We start from the raw sequence: 15,865 nt of genomic DNA, 5'->3' as shown, positions 1-15,865 counted from the left end.
GCGGTCTTTCTTCCATGCTCGTGCATCCGCAGTTCGACCCCATCGCCTTCTCCCTCGGCCCTTTGTCGGTACGCTGGTACGGGCTCATGTACCTCGCCGGCTTTCTCGCCTTCCTCTGGCTCGCGCCGCGTCACGCCCGTCGCCTGGGCGATGGCCGCTGGACGCGGGAGCGGCTCGACGCCCTGCTCTTCTACGGCGTGCTCGGCGTGGTACTGGGCGGGCGGCTGGGCGAAGTGCTCTTCTACCAGCCCGCCTACTATCTTTCCCATCCGCTCGAGATCTTCGCCATCTGGCATGGCGGCATGAGTTTTCACGGCGGACTCATCGGCGTGATCCTCGCCATGGCGCTCTTCGCGCGGCGCGAGGGCATGGGGTTTTGGCAGGTGGCCGACTTCGTCGCCCCGCTCGTGCCACCGGGGCTGGGATTCGGTCGGCTGGGCAATTTCATCAACGGCGAGCTGTGGGGACGTCCGGCCCCCGAGTCCCTGCCCTGGGCCATGGTCTATCCCCAAGTCGATACCCTGCCGCGCCACCCATCGCAGCTCTACGAGGCGTTCGGCGAAGGCGCACTGCTCTTCGCGCTGCTGTGGTGGTACGCCGCCCACCCCCGGCCCGCGGGGCGGGTCTCGGCCGTCTTTCTGATGGGGTATGGCGCCATCCGCTTCGTGTGCGAGCTCTTTCGCACGCCCGACCCCGGCATCCTCTCCTGGCTCACCCCGGCGCTGAGCACGGCGCAGTGGCTGTCGCTGGCCATGCTGCTCGCCGGTGCCGTACTCTACCGCCAGACGCGCCGCATCCCCTCTTCCGTCGACGCGAGGACGAACCCATGAGCAACGATCTGCTGAGCAAAGGACTGTCGCTGGTGCGCGGCTGGTTCGAGCCGCCGCCCGAGAAAGTGCTCGAGCGCATCCGCGACGAGCTGCGCGAATGCGCCGACCTCATCGGCGGCGAGGTGAGCGCGCGCCAGCGCGCCGCCAAGCTCGCCAAGACCTATGCCGAGCTCGACGAAAACGGCCGGCGGGCTTTCCTGCGCATCCTGCTCACCGAGTTCGGCCCCGAGCCCGAGCGCATCGACGCCGCCTACGACGCCTACCGCGCGGCGCGCGGCAGCGACGAGCAATGGCAGGCGGAAGCGGCGCTGCGCGAGAGCCTGCGCAGCCCCCGCAGCCGCATCCTCACCCAGTTCTCGGCTTCCGACGCCGGCGTGCATTTCCTCGTCGACCTGCGCGCCGAGCTGCTCGATTTCCTGCGCGACGACCCGCTGCTCGCTGCGCTCGACCTGGAACTGCAGGGTTTGCTCGCCTCGTGGTTCGACGTGGCGCTGCTGGAGCTGCAGCGCATCACCTGGCACAGCCCGGCCGACGTGCTCGAGCGCTTGATGCAGTACGAGGCGGTGCACGAAATCGAATCCTGGCAGGATCTGAAGAACCGGCTCGATTCCGACCGGCGCTGCTACGCCTTCTTTCATCCGCGCATGCCCTCGGTGCCGCTCATCTTCGTCGAGGTAGCGCTCACCGAGGGGCTCGCCGGCGACGTGCAGCAGCTGCTCGACGTCTCCGCGCCGCTCTTTGCCACCGAGCGGGCCGACACGGCCATCTTCTATTCCATCAGCAACACGCAGAAAGGGCTGCGCGGCATCTCTTTCGGCCACTTTCTCTTGAAGCGCGTGATCGACGACCTGCGCCGCGATTTTCCCAAGCTCGAGCGCTTCGCCACCCTCTCGCCCATCCCGGGGCTGGTGCGCTGGTACCGCGCGCATCCCGAGGCGCTCGCCGATGCCTTCACCGCCTCCGACTGGCGCCGGCTGCGCGCCGCCGGCGCTCCCGAAGGAATGGAACTGCTGCAGCGGCTGCTCGAGACACCCGAGATCGCCGGCACCGAAGCGTGGCGCGAGGCGCTCGCCGCGCCGCTCTTGCGCGCCGCAGCACGCTATCTGCTCGCCACGGAGAACGGCCGCGCGCTCGACCCGGTGGCGCGCTTCCACCTGGGCAACGGCGCGCGCATCGAACGGCTCAACTGGCTCGCCGACACCTCGCCCAAAGGCTGGCGCCAATCCTGGGCGATCATGGTCAACTACCGCTACGAGCCGGACAAGCTGCAGGATCGCATCGACGCCTACGAGCGCGACGGCCTCATCGAGGCGACTTCCGCAGTGCGTCGCCTCGCGCGCTAGCGCCGCCTCAAGCCGCCTCGCCCACCACGAAAGCGAGCTCGCCCACGCCTTCCACCCAGGCGCGCACGCGCTCGCCCGGGCGCACGGGGCCGACTCCGGCGGGCGTTCCCGTGAGGATCAGGTCACCCGCCGCGAGCCGCCAATAGCGCGAGATCTCGGCGATCACTACCGGCACGTCGTAGATCATCTGTGCGAGGTCGCCGCGCTGGCGTGGCGTACCATCAACCTCCAGGCCGATCTCGCCACGGCGCAGCACTTCGCCCGGCTTCGGCAGGATCGTGGAGATCGGCAGCGAGGCATCGAACCCCTTGGCCACGTCCCAAGGCCGGCCTTTGGCTTTCGCCTCCGCCTGCAAGTCGCGCCGCGTCATGTCTAGCCCCACCGCGTAGCCATAGATCGCCTCCGCGGCTTCCTCCGGGGAGAGCTCCCGGCCTCCGCCGCGCAGCGCCACCACCAGTTCGGCTTCGTGGTGCACTTCTTGGGTGGCCGGCGGATAGGGCCAGTGCGACTCGGCATCGTGAGGATGCCAGACGGCGTCGGCCGGTTTCATGAAGAAGAACGGCGGCTCGCGGCTCGGATCCCCCCCCATCTCGCGCGCGTGTTCGGCGTAATTGCGCCCCACGCAGAAGATGCGGCGTACAGGGAAGAGCCCGCCGCAGCCCACCGGCACTACCGGCAGCGCCGGCGCAGGAATCACGAATTCTTCACGGGACATGATCGACTCCTCATTGGACTTCTGGCTCGATTCTACGCTGCCTTGACGCCAGGTAAAAATGCAATAAAATGGCAAAAACTCCAAACGAAACCCCGCCATGAACGATCCGGATTTTTCCCGGTGCATCCGCGATGCCGGCGGCCGCGTGACCGCGGCGCGTCTGGCGGTATTGCGCTGCCTGGCGGCGGCCGAAGAGCCGCTCACGCCCGACGAAGTACTGGAGCACTTGACCCAAACCCCCGGCCATGTCCCCGACCGGGTCACCATCTATCGCGCGATCGACTGGCTCTCCGCCCATGGCCTGGTACGGCGTCTGGCGACGGTGGGACGCGCCGCCCGCTATGAACCGGTCGAGGATCGGGAAGCGCACGCCCATTTTCAATGCCGCCGCTGCGGCCAGACGCGCTGCCTGCCCGCGCCCTCTCCCCCACTGCCGGCGCTGCCGCCAGGGTATGTCGCCGAACGTGTCGAACTGGTGATCCACGGCCTGTGCGCCGCCTGCCGCGCCGGAGAAAATGCATGAGCGCTCGATCCTTGTGGACGCTGGGCATCCTCGGCCGCCTCGGTCTGGCAGCGTTGCCCTTGGGGCTCATCTGGCTGCTCTACTTTTGGGGGACCCGATGAACACCCCGAGCATCGTCCTGCACGACCTCACCGCCGGCTACGGTCGACATCCGGCCATCCACCATCTGCACGCCACGATCCCCTGCGGTGCGCTGCTCGCCGTGGCCGGCCCCAACGGCGCGGGCAAATCCACACTGCTCAAGGTGCTCGCCGGCGAACTCAAGCCGATGACGGGCCATGTCAGCCTGCCGGCGCCATGCCGGCAGCGGCTCGCCTACCTCACACAGCAGCCGACCTGGTCGCTCGATTTTCCCGTCGACGTCCACGATGCCATTGCCATGGGATGTTGGCCTTGGCTCGGCCCGTGGCGCGCCTTCGACGAGGCGGCGCACCGGCGCGTTGCCGATGCCATCGCCGCAGTCAAACTGCAGGGGTTCGAACACCGTCCGCTCGAATCGCTCTCCGGCGGTCAGCTGCAGCGGGTGCGCTTTGCCCAGATCATCGTGCAGGATGCCCGCCTCATCCTGCTCGACGAGCCGTTCAACGCGCTCGACGAAACCACAGAAGAAGAATTCCTCACCCTCATCCACCGCTGGCACGAAGAAGGGCGCACGGTGATCGCCGTACTGCACGATCTCGCCCGCGTGCGCCGCTACTTTCCCCTGACCCTGTTGCTCGCACGCGAGCTCGTCGCCTTCGGCCCCACCGAGCAAGTTTTGTGCGCCGAATACCTCGACCGCGCCCGGCGCCATGCGGAAGCCTTCGACGAACATGCCGCGCCCTGTCCGCTGCCTGTGGACGAGGAGAAAGACGAGGTCGCCCCATGACCCTGCCCGAGCTCATCACCCCGTTTGCCGACTACGACTTCATGCGCCGGGCGCTCGCCGGCGCCTCGATGCTCACCCTGGGCGCCACTCCCGTGGGCGTCTTTCTCATGCTGCGCCGCATGAGCCTCATGGCCGACGCGATGAGCCATGCGGTGCTCCCTGGTGTGGCTGCCGCCTATTTCTTCTCCGGCCTGTCGCTGGGCGCGATGACGCTCGGCGGGCTGACCGCAGGCGTGCTCGTGGCAATCGCCACCGGCTGGGCGGCGCGCCACTCGGTGCTCTTCGAAGACACCGCCATGGGAACCTTCCAGATCCTCTCGCTCACCGCCGGCATCCTGCTCATGACCGCACACGGCCGCCCCGTGGACGTGCTGCAGCTGCTCTTCGGCTCCATCCTCGCCATCGACCGCGACACGCTCACCCTCATCGCCCTGGTCGCCTCCGCCACGCTGGTGCTGCTCGCCCTGGGCTGGCGCATCCTCGTGCTCGAATGCTTCGACGCCCCTTTCTTGCGCCGCTACAGTCCGCGCCTGTCGGCCTTGGCGCACTACGGCTTCCTCGTGCTGGTCGTGCTCAACCTCGTGGCCGCCTTTCACGCCATCGGCACCCTGCTCGCGATCAGCGTGCTGATCCTGCCCGCCGCCACGGCCCGACTGTGGGTCAATGGCCTGGGCAAGGCGCTCGTGCTCGCCGCCGGCTGCGGCATCCTGGGCAGCTACCTCGGGCTCGTCGCCTCTTTCCGCTGGGATCTGCCCGCTGGCCCGGCAATCGCACTCGCGCTCGCGCTTCCCTATCTTTGCTCGCTCTTTCTTGCCCCTCACGGATTCCTGCGCCGGCGCCGCCCGCGCAAACAGCACCTCGAAAACTGACCGGAGCTCCCCATGCCGACCATCCGCCGTCGCCTTCTCCTCGCGCTCGCCGCTGCACCGTTCCTCTTCCTCTCCCCCGTCGGCGCCCGGGCAGAAGCCCCCTTGCGCGTCGTCGCCACGTTCTCCATCGCCGCCGACTGGGTGCGGCAAGTGGGCGGCGACCGGGTCGAAGTCACGGCCCTCATCGGCCCCGATGCCGATGCCCACGGCTACCAGCCCAAGCCCTCGGATACCCGCGCCCTCAAGGAAGCCTCCCTCGTGGTTGGCATCGATCTGGGGTTCGATGACTGGATCGAACGGCTCGCCCGCAGCGTCGGTAAAAAACCGATCGTGATGCTGGGTGAGCTGCTGCCGCCCGAAGACCTCCTGCCCGCCGGAGAGACACACGACGAGCACGATGACGACCACCATCACGGCGCCTTCGACCCCCACTTCTGGCAAGATCCGCGCCTCGTGGCCAAGGTGATGCCGATGCTGGCCGAAGCCCTGGCCCAACGCGACCCCACGCACGCCGACGACTACCGGCGCCGCGCCGCCGACTATGCTCGAAGCCTCGAATCCCTGTGGCACACCTGGAACGAGCGCTTTGCCACCTTGCCGCCCGAATCCCGCCGCGCCTACACCAATCATGACGCATTCCGCTACCTTGCCCGCGCCTACGGCCTGGAGCTCATCGGCATCCAGGGCGTGGTGCCGCATGGCGAGCTCAGCGCCAAGGCGCTCGCTGCGCTCTCCGACCGCGCCCGGCGCGAGGGCATCCACGTCGCCTTTCTGGAGAACGTCTCCGACCCCCGCCTCGTCGAACAGCTGCGCCGCGAAGCCGGGCTTACCGTGGGCGGACGCCTCTATTCGGACGCCCTCAGCGGCCCCGGCGGTGCTGCGCCGACTTACCGCGACCTCGTCGAGATCAACGCCCGGACGCTCCACGACGCCTTGGCGGCACCCAACCCCTGATCTTACCCAAGGGCGCGGATCGGTGGTTTCTGCGCTATCCTATGCAAAAAGCTGGCCGGGATCGGGCAAGCGGCCTCGTCGCCGCGCATCATCCCCGATCCGGCCCTCCCCGCATCGAGGTGCCATGAACCGTCGCTTTCGCCGTCTCTTCCTCTCGCTGGGCCTCGTCACGGCCTGCTCCTGTGTGCTCGCCCAATCGCCCCATCCCCCCATGGATGCCGCCGCACCGGCCGAATCGCCGGCAGAAGCACTCGACGGCGAAACGGTCTATTGGACGCTCATCGGGGAGCTCGCCCTGCGCCAGCAAGAGTACGGCCGGGCCACGCAAGCCTTCCTGCTCGCCGCCCGCCATGCCCGCTCGGCGCAACTCGCCCGCCGCGCGGCCGAGATCGCCGCCATCACGCGCCAGGGAGATGCCCTCAACCGCGCCCTCGCCCTCTGGCGCCAGATCGAACCCGATACCGAAGCCATCGAGCGCTTCGAGCGCATGCGCGCCGAGCTCGATGCCCAGCGCGAAAAAGCCGTCTTGGCGCAGCTCGACGAAATCCTCAAACGCCACCCCGAACAGCTGCCGCAGAACCTTCTCGGCCTGAATGCCGCCCTCGACGACCTGGACGATGCCGAAATGGCGCGCCGCATCATCGAGCTCGCCACCACCCCTTACCTCGAATACCCGGAAGCGCAGCTGGCCCGCGCCGAAGCCGCCCGCCGCGCCGGCGACCTCCCCGCCGCGCGCCAGGCGGCCGAGCACGCCCTGACCCTGCGCCCCGACTGGGATCTCGCGCTCGCGCTGTGGGCCGAAATCCTCGGCGAGCAGGGCGACACGGCCACCGCCATCGCCCGGCTCGAATCCTATCTTCAGGAACACCCCTACGCCCGCGTCGTGCGCTTCACGCTCGCCAAGCACCTCGCCGTCACGCCCGGGCGCGAGGAAGAATCCCTCCAGCACCTCGAAAAACTGCTCGCCGACGCCCCTGACGACGCCCAATTGCTGCAGGCCGTGGCCCTGATGGCCGAGCGCACCGGCCACGTCGACCGCGCCATCGCCGCGCTCAAGCGCGCCATCGCCAAAGCGGGAGACAACACCGATTTCCTGCGCCTGCAGCTCGCCCAGCTCTACCTCACCGCCGGCCAGCCGCGGCGCGCCGAATTCGAACTGCGCAAGATCTCCCATCCCGATCTGGAAGACGAGAGCAAGCGGCTGCTCGCCCAGGCGCTGGCCAAGCAAGGCAAGATCGAAGCCGCGTTCGATACGCTCGACCAGACCCGCGCCGTGCTCGACCCCAAAACCGAGGTGCTCCTGAAAAGCCGCCTGCTGCAAGACGCCGGCCGGCTCGAAGACGCCCGCGATTGGGTCGACGAGGCAATCGCCGAGCTCGGCGACGAACCCGAGCTCCTCTACGAATACGCCATGATCCTGGAAAGACTCGGCCAGCACGAAGCCGCCGAAGGCCACCTGCGCAAGCTCGTCGCGCTGCACCCCAACTTTGCCCACGGTCTCAACGCCCTGGGCTATCTGCTCGCCGATGCCAACCGCGATCTCGACGAAGCCGAGCGGTTCCTCACCCGCGCGCTCACGCTCGCCCCCAACGACCCCTTCATCCTCGACAGCGTCGGCTGGCTGCGCTACCGCCAAGGCCGCCCCGAAGAAGCGTTGACGCTGCTGCAAAGCGCCTATCGCCGCCAGTACGATCCCGAAATCGCCGCCCACCTGGTCGAGGTCCTCACCGTGCTCGGGCGGCATGAAGAAGCCCAAGCCCTGCTCGAGCAGGCGCTCGGCCGCTCGCCCGATGCCGAAGCGCTGCGCCGCGTACAGCGCTGGCTGCGCCAACAGGGCCAATGAGTCGTCCTTTCGCGGCGCGATGCGCACTCCTGGCAGCGCTCTTGCTGCCCTACGGCTGCGCTACCGTCCCCGGAAACGCGCCCGAACCCCCCGCCGCGACCCCTGCCCCGCTGCTGACCCAATTCCGCCTCACAGGGCGGCTTGCCGCCGATGACGGCGAACATCGCTTCGCCACTGCATTTGCCTGGAGTCACACGCCAAGCCGCGCCGAACTCTCCCTTTTCGCCCCCACCGGCCAGACGCTGGCGCGGCTCACCCTCGAAGACGGCGATGCCGCGCTCGCCACGGCCGAAGGCGAACGGCACGAAGCCGACGCCGCAGCGCTCCTCGAACCCCTTCTCGGCTTCTCCCCGCCGCCGCTTTCCGCCCTCACCGCCTGGATCCAGGGCGACCCCGGCCCCGCGCCCGACCGCATTGAGCGCGACCAAGCGGGCAGGCCCTATCGCGTCTGGCATTCCGGCTGGATCGTCACCTTCGATTCCTGGCAGGACGATCGCCCGCGCCGGCTGACGATCGAGCGCGGTGCCGCCCGGCTCGTGCTGCTGCTCGACACCTGGAGTTCCGAACCATGACTGATTGGCTCACGGGCTGTCCAGCCCCGGCCAAGCTCAACACCTTCCTGCACGTGGTCGGACGGCGTGAAGACGGCTACCACCTGCTGCAATCGCACTTTCGCCTCATCGACTGGAGCGACACGCTCGACTTCGCCCGCCGCGACGACGGACTCATCCGCCGTACGCACGAACTCCCCGGCGTGCCGGAATCGGCCGATCTCACGCTTCGCGCCGCCCGTCTGCTGCAAGAGCGCCTCGGCACCCCGTACGGAGTCGACCTCACCCTGCACAAAGTCCTTCCTGCCGGCGCCGGCCTGGGCGGAGGCAGCTCGGATGCCGCCACCACCCTGATCGCCCTCAACCGCCTCTGGAACGGCGGGCTTTCCCGGGCCCAGCTCATGGAACTCGGCCTGCAGCTCGGCGCCGACGTCCCCTTCTTCCTCTTCGGCGAAGACGCCTTCGTCGAGGGCATTGGCGAGCGTCTCACCCCTTACCCTGGCCCCGAGCGCTGGTTCGTAGTCTTGTGGCCAGGCATCCACGTCCCCACGGCCCAGGTTTTTGCCTCGCCCCGCTTGACAAGGAATACCCCCATTGGCACAATAGCGTCTCTCGCAGCGACGCCTCTGCGAAACGATCTCGAACCCGTGGTAAGAGCGTTGTTTCCAGAAGTCGATGCGGCGCTCGAATGGCTCGCCCGGCATGCCGGAATGGCCAGGATGAGCGGATCGGGCAGTTGCGTGTTCGCCGAATTCGCCGAGCCCTCCGAGGCCGAGCGCATTGCCGCCCAAGTCCCTTCGGGCTGGCAGGCGAAGGTCGCGCGAACGCTGCACCGCCATCCGCTCCACGATTGGCTCTGAGCGCCGCTGCGAACCGGTTACTTGGGGAGTCGCCAAGCTGGTCAAGGCACCGGATTTTGATTCCGGCATTCGAGGGTTCGAATCCTTCCTCCCCAGCCAACACGACGGGCAGGCGCCTCTCGCCTGCCCGTTTCGACTTTCGCGGGTCTGGTCCCGTGACGACGGACTCGGGTGCGGAGAATACGCATGCCTCGCGGCAGCATGATGGTTTTCACCGGCAACGCCAACCCCAAGCTCGCCCAAGACGTGGTGCGGCGCCTGGGAATACCCCTTGGAGCAGCCACGGTCGGGCGCTTCTCCGACGGCGAAATCAACGTCGAGATCCTGGAAAACGTCCGCGGTCAGGACGTCTTCATTCTACAGCCCACCTGCGCCCCGACCAACGACAACCTCATGGAGCTCATCGTCCTGGTCGACGCGCTCAAGCGCGCCTCGGCCTGGCGCATCACCGCCGCGCTGCCCTATTTCGGCTACGCGCGGCAAGACCGTCGCCCCCGATCGGCCCGCGTGCCCATCACCGCCAAGGTGGTGGCCAACATGCTGCAGGCCGTGGGCGTTCAGCGCGTGCTCACCATGGATCTGCACGCCGACCAAATCCAGGGCTTCTTCGACATCCCGGTGGACAACATCTACGCCACCCCCGTGCTGCTCGACGACCTGGAAAAACAGCGCTATGAGAACCTCATGGTCGTCTCGCCCGACGTCGGCGGCGTCGTGCGCGCCCGCGCGTTTGCCAAGCGGCTCGACTGCGACCTCGCCATCATCGACAAGCGCCGTCCCAAGGCCAACGTCTCGGAGGTGATGAACATCATCGGCGAAGTCAAGGGGCGTACCTGCGTCATCATGGACGACATCGTCGACACCGCCGGCACGCTGTGCAAGGCCGCCCAGGCGCTCAAAGAGCACGGCGCCACCCGCGTGCTCGCCTATTGCACCCACCCCGTGCTCTCGGGCACGGCGGTCGCCCGCATCCAGGATTCCGAACTCGACGAGCTCGTGGTCACCGACACCATTCCGCTGCGCGACGACGCGCGCGCCTGCCCCAAGATTCGCCAGATCTCGGTGAGCGCGCTCATCGCCGACACCCTGCTGCGCATCAGCAACGAAGAGTCGGTGAGCTCACTCTTCAGCGAATGATCCACGAATAAATTTCCCGGCGCCCCGGCGCCGGATCTTCCGCCGCCTGGTCGCGGGCGGCACCCAGCAACCGCAAGGAGAAACCCCGATGCAAATCACCGTGAAAGCCAGCCGGAGAACCGAGCAGGGAACGCGTGCGAGCCGCCGCCTGCGTCGTGCCGGCCGCGTGCCCGGTATCGTCTATGGTGGCGACAAGGCACCCCAGCCGATCACGCTCGATCACAACGAGATCTACCATCAGCTCAACAACGAGGCCTTCCACGCCTCCATCCTCATGCTCGAAATCGACGGCGAACGTGAATCCGTCCTGCTGCGCGACGCCCAATGGCACGCCTACAAGCCGCTCGTGCTGCACGTCGACTTCCAGCGCGTCTCGGCCAACGAGAAGATCCACCTCAACGTGCCGCTGCACTTCATCGGCGCCGAAGAAAGCCCCGCGGTCAAGCTCGGCGGCTGCATCGTCAGCCACGTGCTCACCGAAGTGGAGGTGCGCTGCCTGCCCAAGGATCTGCCCGAATACCTCACCGTCGATCTCTCCGGCCTGCAGCCTGAACAGTCGCTGCACCTGTCGCAGCTCAGCCTGCCGCCCGGCGTCGAGATCGTGCACCACGGTGAAGGCGATCCGGTCGTGGCCACGGCGCTCAAGGTGCGCGGCGAAGCCGAGGGTGAGGGCGGCGAAGCGGCTGCCAGCTGATCCCCCATTCGGCCATGACGCAACTACCCGGCGCGGCGCCGCGCCTCGTGGTCGGCCTCGGCAACCCCGGGGCCGAATATGCCCAAACCCGGCACAACGCCGGGTTTTGGTTTTGTGAGCGGCTCGCCAAGCTGCTCGGCATCGCGCTCGTGCCCGAGTCCCGCTTTCACGGCCTCGTCGGCCGCGCGGGCGAGCTGCGGCTGCTCCTGCCCACCACCTACATGAACCGCAGCGGCCTGGCGGTGGGAACGCTCGCGCGCTTCTTTCGCATCGAACCCGAAGCGATCCTCGTGGTCCATGACGAACTGGATCTCGCGCCCGGCGACGTGCGCTTGAAATTCGGCGGCAGCCACGCCGGTCACAACGGCCTCAAGGATATCCAGGCGGCACTGGGCACCGACCGCTTCTGGCGCCTGCGCCTGGGGATCGGCCACCCCGGGCAGCGCGACGCGGTGATCCACTACGTGCTCAAGCCCCCCCGCGCCGAAGAGCGCGAGGCGATCGAGGAGGCCATCGAACGCGCGCTCGCCGCCTGGCCCGACATCGCCGCCGGGCGCTGGGAACGCGCCATGGGGCGCATCAACGCCAAACCCAAACCGCCCAAGAGCGGCCCAACGGACAAGGAAAGAAGCTCATGAGTCTGCGCTGCGGCATCGTCGGACTACCCAACGTCGGAAAATCCACCCTCTTCAACGCCCTCACCAAGGCCGGAATCGAAGCGGCCAACTACCCCTTCTGCACCATCGAACCCAACGTGGGCGTGGTCGAAGTACCCGACCCGCGCCTGGCCGAACTCGCCCGCATCGTGCAGCCACAGCGCATCGTCCCGGCCATCGTCGAGTTCGTCGACATCGCCGGGCTGGTGGCTGGCGCGAGCAAGGGCGAGGGTCTGGGCAACCAGTTCCTCGCCAACATCCGCGAGACCGATGCCATCGTGCACGTCGTACGCTGCTTCGAAGATGCGAACGTGGTGCACGTCGCGGGCGGCGTCGACCCGATCCGCGACATCGAGGTGATCGACACCGAACTGGCGCTCGCCGATCTCGCCACGGTGGAAAAGGCCCTCACCCGCTGGCGCAAGCCGGCGCAGGCCGGGGACAAGGAGGCCAAGGCGCTCGTGTCCGTGCTCGAACAGGTCTACGCCCAGCTCGACGCCGGCAAACCGGTGCGCGCGCTCGCGCTCGGCAAAGAAGAACGGGCGCTTCTCAAGCCCCTCTTTCTGCTCACCGCCAAGCCCGTGCTCTACGCCGCGAACGTGAGCGAGAACGGTTTCACCGACAACCCGCTGCTCGAAGCCGTACGCGAACACGCCACCGCCGAAGGCGCCGAAGTCGTCCCCATCTGCGCCGCGATCGAAGCCGAGATCGCCGAGCTCGACGAGGCGGACAAACAGGCTTTCCTCGCCGAGATGGGGCTGGAAGAACCGGGACTGAACCGGCTCATCCGTGCCGCCTACCGGCTCCTGGGTTTGCAAACCTACTTCACCGCCGGCGTCAAGGAAGTGCGCGCCTGGACCATTACCATCGGCGCCACCGCCCCGCAGGCGGCCGGGGTGATTCACACCGACTTCGAACGCGGATTCATCCGTGCCCAGACCATTTCCTATGAAGATTTCATCCGCTGCGGCGGTGAGCACGGCGCCAAGGAAGCCGGCAAGATGCGCGCCGAGGGCAAAGACTACGTGGTTCAGGACGGCGACGTGATCCACTTCCTCTTCAATGTGTGACGAGGCTGGAGCGCATCCATTCACCCTTGCCCCAGCAGGGCGGTGCGCCGAGACAAAGTTTCCATCAGTTCTTCTGGCACCATCTCCAACAGTTGGGAGGCCACCTTGCCCGCCATCTCCGCGCCGCTGATCTCTTCGATCAGCAGCAGGCATTCATAAAAAGCGTCCACCAACGCTTCCGGAGAACGTGCGTCACGCAAATAGGCCCTGGCTGGTTCCTCCTGATCCCCGAGGAGCCGGTGAACCATGTCAAACATATACATACGCGCCATGGCGATAGAGCGTCGCCGGTTGCGCGACGACGCTTTGTTGCCCTCGTCCCGACTCTTGCGGAACATGCCACTTGGCCCCGCGGGTTCTGGCTCCTTTTCCTTAGCCCCAGCGGAGGAGAGGGCGGGAGAGTGGAGCTCGGCAGAGGCGGAAACCGCCAAGAATCCCTGCTCCATGAGCTCGAACGCCACCGCGACGGCACTGGCACCGAGAACGGAAACGATCTCTCCCAGACGGCGATTTCCATCACACAAAATCAGGATACGACGCGCCCGCACATGCAAACCGCGGCTGCGTCGCTCCAATTCGTCGAAACCATCGACCGTCTTCGTCAACACGAGATCATGAGAGAGGAAAACCTCGGCCATCGTGATCCCCTCTTGTGAGAGATACCAGCCTACGGCGAAAAAGTTACCGCAATATGACTTCCATCGCCGAGGTTTCCGTCACAATATCGCCTGCTCGCCGAGGAAAACCCACTTTCTACGACATCATGACTTCCTCCGATCCCGAACCCTCCTCTACTCGCCTTGCGCCGCATGCGGCGTCGATGTTGCTCGTCACGGTAATCCTGCTGTGGGGGGTCAACTGGCCCATCATGAAATACGGCCTGCAGTACATTCCGCCGATCGCCTTTGCCGCGGCGCGCATGGTGCTCGGGACCGCCATCCTCGCCGCCGTGGCTGCCTGGCGCGGGCAGCTGAAGTGGCCGCACCGTGAGGATTGGCCCGTAGTCGTTAGCGTCGGTCTGCTGCAGATGGCCGCCTTCAGCGCCCTGGTCAACCTCGGCTTGCAATACGTCTCCGCCGGGCGCTCGGCCATCCTCGCCTACACCACACCGCTGTGGGTATTGCCGCTCGCCGTATGGCGGCTGCGCGAGCCGCTCACGCGCCTGCGGCTGCTGGGCGTCACCCTGGGGCTTGCCGGCGTGGTGATCCTATTCAATCCCCTCGCCTTCGACTGGCGCGATCCGCAGGTGCTGTTCGGCAACGGGGCGCTGCTGCTCGCGGCGCTCCTGTGGGCGGTGCTGATCGTGCAGGTACGGGGCCATCGCTGGCGCGGCACACCGCTTTCGCTCGCTCCCTGGCAGACGGGCATCGCCGCCCTGGTGCTGCTGCCGCTCTCCCTTGCGCTGGAAGACGTCGCCCACATCCGCTGGGAAGCGCCGCTGTGGATCATCCTCCTCTACAACGGACCGATCACCACCGCCTTCTGCTTCTGGGCGATGATCACCGTCACGCGGGCGCTGCCCGCCATCACCACCAGCCTCGCCACCCTGAGCGTGCCGCTGGTGGGCTATCTCGCCTCCATGGCCATGCTGGGCGAGGCGCTGCCGTGGAACGATCTCGCCGGCTTCGTGTTCATCCTCACCGGGCTGGTGGCCGCCACGCTCGACGACGCCTTGCGCCATCGGCGCAGCCGTGCGAACCTGATTTGACCTTTCCGGTCTTATGGTTTATCCAAAAGCTGCATCCGGATAAACCATCATCATGAACGATACGCATACGCTGAACGAAATCGCCGAACTGCTCGCCCTCGCCCGTCGGCCGCTCTTCATCACCGGAGCCGGCATTTCCGCCGCCTCGGGCTTACCCACCTACCGCGGCACGGGCGGGCTCTACGCCAACGGCCTCAATGAGGAAGGGCTGCCCTACGAGGACGTGCTTTCGGGCTACATGCTGCGCACACGGCCGGAACTCACCTGGCGCGAGCTCCTGCGCATGGCGCAGCGCCTGGCCGGCCGCGCGCAAGTCAACGAAGCGCACCGCGCCATCGCCGCGCTGCCACACGCGGTGGTGCTCACGCAAAACGTCGACGGACTGCATCTCGAAGCCGGCAGCCGCAACGTCATCGAGATTCACGGCAATCTGCGTGAGCTGCACTGCACCGTGTGCACTTACCGGCGTCCAAACGAAGATTGGCAGAACCTACCCATCCCGCCGCGCTGTCCTGAGTGCGGCGCCGTGCTGCGCCCCAGTGCGGTGCTCTTCGGCGAGCCCTTGCCGCCGGAAGCGCTCACCCGACTCGACGAAGAGCTCGCACGCGGATTCGACCTCGTGTTCTCGGTAGGTACGACCAGCCTCTTCCCCTACATCGCCGAACCGGTGGCGCTCGCCGCCAGCGCCGGCATACCTACGATAGAGATCAACCCCGAACCGACTGCCGTGTCGCACCTCGTCGATTACCGCCTGCGCGGCGACGCCGCCCAGATCCTGCCGCGAATCGTGGAAACGGCGCGCTCGCGCGAGGGGTAAAAATGGGTGGCTCACAGATGGGTGGCTCACTGCCACCCGTCGCAATCGTCCGGGACCTGAAAGCCTACCTGGACGGGCGGCTGGCGATCTTCCATAGCCCGCGAAGGCTCGCGCGCTACACGGCTGACGGTCAGCTGCAAACCCCCGAACTGCAGGTTGTCGCGTAGGTCCGCCGCGGCGCCTGCCGGGGAGGGAAGGCGCTCCGGGCTACGCCCTTCACGCCTTCCCTCCCCCGGCTCGGAAAAGCGGACAGTTTATGTACTACGAAACCGGACAGTTCTATTTGTTGACAAATTTGGCTCTCGATTGCTTGCAAATCTCGAAATTTTGTGCTGTAATCAAAAAAAAAGATATGGATCGATAAACAGGAGGAAGGGATGGAGCTGGAGGTTCCGACCACGACCCTGAGCTGGGAAGCGGGACACGC

At 66.9% G+C, this 15,865-nt stretch carries 17 protein-coding genes and 1 tRNA gene; 16 read left to right on the top strand and 2 right to left on the bottom strand.

Features of this window, described 5'->3' with window-relative positions:
• Nucleotides 1-14 precede the first annotated feature (14 nt).
• Entirely contained in the window at nucleotides 15-830 is an 816-nt protein-coding gene (lgt, locus tag EPD82_RS10970) for a prolipoprotein diacylglyceryl transferase (RefSeq protein ID WP_055422879.1), read from the top strand.
• Nucleotides 827-2,173, top strand: coding sequence for a malonyl-CoA decarboxylase (locus tag EPD82_RS10965; RefSeq protein WP_055422880.1), 1,347 nt, complete (start codon nucleotides 827-829; stop codon nucleotides 2,171-2,173). Before lgt ends, EPD82_RS10965 begins: the two co-directional genes overlap by 4 nt.
• 7 nt (nucleotides 2,174-2,180) lie before the next feature.
• Here EPD82_RS10965 and EPD82_RS10960 read toward each other — a convergent pair whose 3' ends face one another.
• Complete coding sequence (locus tag EPD82_RS10960) at nucleotides 2,181-2,888, bottom strand: fumarylacetoacetate hydrolase family protein (RefSeq protein ID WP_055422881.1); 708 nt, start codon at nucleotides 2,886-2,888, stop codon at nucleotides 2,181-2,183.
• A gap of 97 nt (nucleotides 2,889-2,985) precedes the next feature.
• Between EPD82_RS10960 and EPD82_RS10955 the strand changes: the two genes are divergently transcribed.
• The 12 genes from EPD82_RS10955 (at nucleotide 2,986) to ychF (ending at nucleotide 12,913) form a co-directional block, all read left to right on the top strand.
• Nucleotides 2,986-3,411 (top strand): Fur family transcriptional regulator, encoded by a 426-nt coding sequence (locus EPD82_RS10955; protein ID WP_141056663.1) that lies wholly within the window; start codon nucleotides 2,986-2,988, stop codon nucleotides 3,409-3,411.
• Nucleotides 3,412-3,508: 97 nt separating this feature from the next.
• Entirely contained in the window at nucleotides 3,509-4,279 is a 771-nt protein-coding gene (locus tag EPD82_RS10950) for a metal ABC transporter ATP-binding protein (protein ID WP_141056662.1), read from the top strand.
• Nucleotides 4,276-5,148, top strand: a complete 873-nt coding sequence (locus EPD82_RS10945) for a metal ABC transporter permease (protein ID WP_055422884.1) — start codon at nucleotides 4,276-4,278, stop codon at nucleotides 5,146-5,148. Before EPD82_RS10950 ends, EPD82_RS10945 begins: the two co-directional genes overlap by 4 nt.
• 12 nt (nucleotides 5,149-5,160) lie before the next feature.
• Nucleotides 5,161-6,102 (top strand): metal ABC transporter substrate-binding protein, encoded by a 942-nt coding sequence (locus EPD82_RS10940; RefSeq protein ID WP_141056661.1) that lies wholly within the window; start codon nucleotides 5,161-5,163, stop codon nucleotides 6,100-6,102.
• A gap of 124 nt (nucleotides 6,103-6,226) precedes the next feature.
• On the top strand, nucleotides 6,227-7,945 hold the full coding sequence (locus tag EPD82_RS10935; protein WP_141056660.1) for a tetratricopeptide repeat protein: 1,719 nt from the start codon (nucleotides 6,227-6,229) through the stop codon (nucleotides 7,943-7,945).
• Nucleotides 7,942-8,517, top strand: coding sequence for an outer membrane lipoprotein LolB (locus EPD82_RS10930; protein ID WP_055422887.1), 576 nt, complete (start codon nucleotides 7,942-7,944; stop codon nucleotides 8,515-8,517). Before EPD82_RS10935 ends, EPD82_RS10930 begins: the two co-directional genes overlap by 4 nt.
• Complete coding sequence (gene ispE, locus EPD82_RS10925) at nucleotides 8,514-9,356, top strand: 4-(cytidine 5'-diphospho)-2-C-methyl-D-erythritol kinase (protein WP_055422888.1); 843 nt, start codon at nucleotides 8,514-8,516, stop codon at nucleotides 9,354-9,356. Before EPD82_RS10930 ends, ispE begins: the two co-directional genes overlap by 4 nt.
• A 22-nt stretch (nucleotides 9,357-9,378) precedes the next feature.
• Nucleotides 9,379-9,455, top strand: a tRNA-Gln gene (locus EPD82_RS10920).
• 87 nt (nucleotides 9,456-9,542) lie between these two features.
• Nucleotides 9,543-10,493: a ribose-phosphate pyrophosphokinase gene (locus EPD82_RS10915; protein ID WP_055422889.1), complete on the top strand. Its 951-nt coding sequence runs from the start codon at nucleotides 9,543-9,545 to the stop codon at nucleotides 10,491-10,493.
• An 88-nt stretch (nucleotides 10,494-10,581) separates the two neighbouring features.
• Complete coding sequence (locus EPD82_RS10910; protein WP_055422890.1) at nucleotides 10,582-11,187, top strand: 50S ribosomal protein L25/general stress protein Ctc; 606 nt, start codon at nucleotides 10,582-10,584, stop codon at nucleotides 11,185-11,187.
• Between the two features lie 14 nt (nucleotides 11,188-11,201).
• Entirely contained in the window at nucleotides 11,202-11,825 is a 624-nt protein-coding gene (pth, locus tag EPD82_RS10905; RefSeq protein ID WP_141056659.1) for an aminoacyl-tRNA hydrolase, read from the top strand.
• Nucleotides 11,822-12,913: a redox-regulated ATPase YchF gene (gene ychF, locus EPD82_RS10900; RefSeq protein WP_141056658.1), complete on the top strand. Its 1,092-nt coding sequence runs from the start codon at nucleotides 11,822-11,824 to the stop codon at nucleotides 12,911-12,913. Before pth ends, ychF begins: the two co-directional genes overlap by 4 nt.
• A gap of 20 nt (nucleotides 12,914-12,933) precedes the next feature.
• Here the strand turns inward: ychF and EPD82_RS10895 are convergent, their stop codons facing one another.
• Entirely contained in the window at nucleotides 12,934-13,551 is a 618-nt protein-coding gene (locus EPD82_RS10895; protein ID WP_072247894.1) for a hypothetical protein, read from the bottom strand.
• A gap of 125 nt (nucleotides 13,552-13,676) precedes the next feature.
• On the opposite strand from EPD82_RS10895, the gene EPD82_RS10890 reads away from it, so the two are divergent.
• Both EPD82_RS10890 and EPD82_RS10885 read left to right on the top strand, forming a co-directional pair.
• Nucleotides 13,677-14,621: a DMT family transporter gene (locus EPD82_RS10890; RefSeq protein WP_141056657.1), complete on the top strand. Its 945-nt coding sequence runs from the start codon at nucleotides 13,677-13,679 to the stop codon at nucleotides 14,619-14,621.
• A 52-nt stretch (nucleotides 14,622-14,673) separates the two neighbouring features.
• On the top strand, nucleotides 14,674-15,438 hold the full coding sequence (locus EPD82_RS10885) for an SIR2 family NAD-dependent protein deacylase (protein WP_141056656.1): 765 nt from the start codon (nucleotides 14,674-14,676) through the stop codon (nucleotides 15,436-15,438).
• Nucleotides 15,439-15,865 lie beyond the last annotated feature (427 nt).

The organism is Tepidiphilus succinatimandens, assembly GCF_006503695.1.
GTDB classification, from domain to species: Bacteria; Pseudomonadota; Gammaproteobacteria; order Burkholderiales; family Rhodocyclaceae; genus Tepidiphilus; species Tepidiphilus succinatimandens.
This window is presented reverse-complemented; position numbering and strand designations above follow the sequence as displayed.